Genomic DNA, 2,628 nt, shown 5'->3' on the forward strand with positions numbered 1-2,628 from the left:
GGAAGCTGAGAAACGCGACACTCTTGCCGAGCCGGCCCGGGTCGACCGCTGCAGTCTGCTCGGCAAGTACCCGGGTGTTCACGCCGGCGATTTCAACCTCGGGCCGGAAGCTGGCGGCACGAGCCGACGTGGATGTTGGCGCAACCAACCAGGTGGACAGTGGCAGTTGATCCGACTGGACGACGACGGCGTATCGGGAACCGGACTGCTCGTGACCGCGACTCTCCCGCGGGGCATGCAATCGAAAGACTTCACCACGCACGCAACGTCTCCATATCCCGCAGGACCTGCATGGCCTCAGCGCGGTCGGACTCGTCTTCGGCAAGCCTCTCTGCCTCGGCACGAATCGCCGCGCCGGCCTTCCGTCGTGCGGCATCGATAAGCGCAGATCGAACGGCTGCGGACACCGCCGTGCCGTCTTTGGTCAAGACCTCCAGCGCCTTCGATGTGTCTTCGTCCGGCCGGAAGGTAATTGTGTCAGCCATAGCAACCAGTGTACGACGTTCTGTAAGACAGTCACTCAATCCACACGAACACTACTTTCGGGCAGGAGTGGCAACCCCCCGTAGCGCCCCCCTGCCGACAACTACGTGTGGGCCTGCAGCAAACAGGAGACACGTATCCGGATCATCTCAGACATCGCTCACAATGGCCCCGTCGCCACGAGGAACATCAGAGGCTCCGTTCGTCCCCGGCGGACTTGCGTTGACGCTCGATCCACGAGGAATACGGCGGAATCGAATATGGCGGGTTACCAGTAAAGTACGCCGTATTGGCCCAGCCGCCCAAGTGATTTCGCAGCGAACTCCTCTTCGCCGCCGCATGGATCCCTGCACGGCAGTTGCCCTTGCTTGTCAGTCGAGATCGAACGCATGCTGGATCGCCGTTGTCAGCGATTCCTCTTGATCAGGAAGAAGGAACCCTATCTGATGCCCCAGTGCCGCAACCGGGATCGTGGCAATGTTGTCGACGCTGACGACGGAGTCTTTATCGAGCCCGTTACGCACACCTACTGGAACTTCGGTCGACAACCGCGAACTGTTCCGGTGATCGGTGCCACGGCGACCCTGGCGGTTAGGTGAGGCCGCACGAGCTCCCGAGTCAGGATCAGAACCGGCCGAGCCTTATCAAGTTGGGCGACGTGATTGGTCTGAATCGATATCCAGTTCGAAGGTGGAGGCATGAGCAGCGAGCGCATCGAAGCCATCGTCTGCGGTGGTCCACTTGACGAGAATCGCCGGTTCGCGGGCAGCGATCAGCCGGCGACGCTCGCGTTCGAGCGCTTTGAGTACAGATGATGCGCGGCTCTCGACGTGCCGCTGGTCCACTTCCCTGTCAATGAAATCGACGACTTCGTCCGGACGTCGAACGGCGATCTGCTTGCGTTGTCGTGAGGCGCGACCGTGATTCCGGCGGCGTGGATGGGGTAGTCGGTCGGACTGTTGGGCCGAATGATCATGCAGAGGTCGAATATGCCGTGTTACCAGTAAGAGTCGCCGCTTTTGGCTGATGAATCACGGACGTTCGGAGTGGTGCCTGACGTGTGGACCGACGCGTCGGGCAAAATACCCATATGCGAATTCATCTTGTGCGGCGTTCGGCCATCGCCATTCTTGCGGCCGCTCCTATTGCTGTCGGGTCGCTGTTCGGTGCCGGGATCGGTTCGGCTGTGCCCCCGAATTGCGTCAACGGACAATTCTGGGATCCGATCACCAACACCTGCCAGACCCCACGTCCGGCGGACAATTGTGCGCCCGGTGAGTATTGGAACGCCTTGTCCAATGTCTGCCGACCCCTGGGTCAACTGTAGTCCGCTTCACTGTTCTAGGCGGCGAGGAACACGACGGAATTCAGTATGGCGGATTATCACTGGGCTTCGCCCTGTTGCGCTACACCCCAACTGTTTTCATTCGACTACGGCGTCACGCCGAGAGCTGGGATTACAGATCTAGGACGAAGCGCAGTGCTTGGTCAACGGCATGCATTTGTTCTGGACCAATCATTCCCTGGCGAGCTGACAGTCGTTCGACGGAGACCACTCGCAGGTGGTCGCAGCGCGCGTATGAAGTGTGGCGCAGCCCGCTGCTCGCTGGTTCAAGTTCGACGTGGCTTCGTAGTCCGTAACCGGCGGTCGTGATCGGGACGACGACCACTAGACCGCCCGGCCCGTTGTTGAGAATGTCGACCGACACCACCACCGCAGGACGGCGAAACGCTGGCTCGTGTCCGACTGGGCGGGCAAGATCGACTTGGTAGATCTCGCCTCGCCAGATCAAGCCAGCGCGTCCCACTCATGACGCTCGGCTAGGTATTGCTCCCACATTTTGGGGTCGCTGCGAAGGCGCTGGTAATCCCCGTTGAGCCCTCGCAAGAATTCCTGCCTCTCCAAGGCGTCGACGGCTGCGTGCACGACGTCGACGACGGCGGTTTGGCGGGCCTTGGCCAGCGCTTGTAGCCGCTCAGAATCGGCACGGCGGACCCGGACAGTTGTGGTTTCTGCTGCCATTGGTAGTCAGCTTCCTATCCCTTTTGGTGACGCCTTGTAGGCGTGAAAATGGGGTCGGGTCGCCTGCCGACGCCGTCGCTTCCTTGGGCTGTGGAGCCCGTTAGTCAGCTTGGTGCCGGGGC

4 protein-coding genes and 1 pseudogene are annotated in these 2,628 nt (G+C 60.9%); all 5 read right to left on the reverse strand.

What is annotated here, in order from left to right; all coding sequences use genetic code 11:
• Positions 1 to 262, reverse strand: a 262-nt coding sequence (locus WA944_RS03850) for a type II toxin-antitoxin system PemK/MazF family toxin (protein WP_526610409.1), incomplete at its 3' end; no start/stop codon positions are given.
• Positions 252 to 485: a hypothetical protein gene (locus tag WA944_RS03855; protein WP_217158428.1), complete on the reverse strand. Its 234-nt coding sequence runs from the start codon at positions 483 to 485 to the stop codon at positions 252 to 254. The genes WA944_RS03855 and WA944_RS03850, both read right to left, overlap by 11 nt.
• Positions 486 to 854: 369 nt before the next feature.
• Positions 855 to 1,183, reverse strand: a pseudogene (locus WA944_RS03860) (type II toxin-antitoxin system PemK/MazF family toxin).
• A gap of 757 nt (positions 1,184 to 1,940) precedes the next feature.
• The gene (locus WA944_RS03865) at positions 1,941 to 2,291 is read right to left on the reverse strand and encodes a type II toxin-antitoxin system PemK/MazF family toxin (RefSeq protein WP_526372626.1); all 351 of its coding nucleotides are present in this window, start codon (positions 2,289 to 2,291) and stop codon (positions 1,941 to 1,943) included.
• Positions 2,273 to 2,506 (reverse strand): hypothetical protein, encoded by a 234-nt coding sequence (locus WA944_RS03870; RefSeq protein WP_526372625.1) that lies wholly within the window; start codon positions 2,504 to 2,506, stop codon positions 2,273 to 2,275. The genes WA944_RS03865 and WA944_RS03870 overlap by 19 nt, the downstream gene beginning before the upstream one ends.
• Positions 2,507 to 2,628: the final 122 nt, after the last annotated feature.

Origin of the sequence: Mycobacterium sp. (assembly GCF_049683355.1) — a bacterium.
Lineage (GTDB): Bacteria > Actinomycetota > Actinomycetes > Mycobacteriales > Mycobacteriaceae > Mycobacterium.

Excerpts from the sequence above, each read along its gene's own strand:
- WA944_RS03855 (WP_217158428.1), bottom strand. The coding sequence starts at position 485 with ATGGCTGACACAATTACCTTCCGGCCGGACGAAGACACATCGAAGGCG.
- WA944_RS03870 (WP_526372625.1), bottom strand. The coding sequence starts at position 2,506 with ATGGCAGCAGAAACCACAACTGTCCGGGTCCGCCGTGCCGATTCTGAG.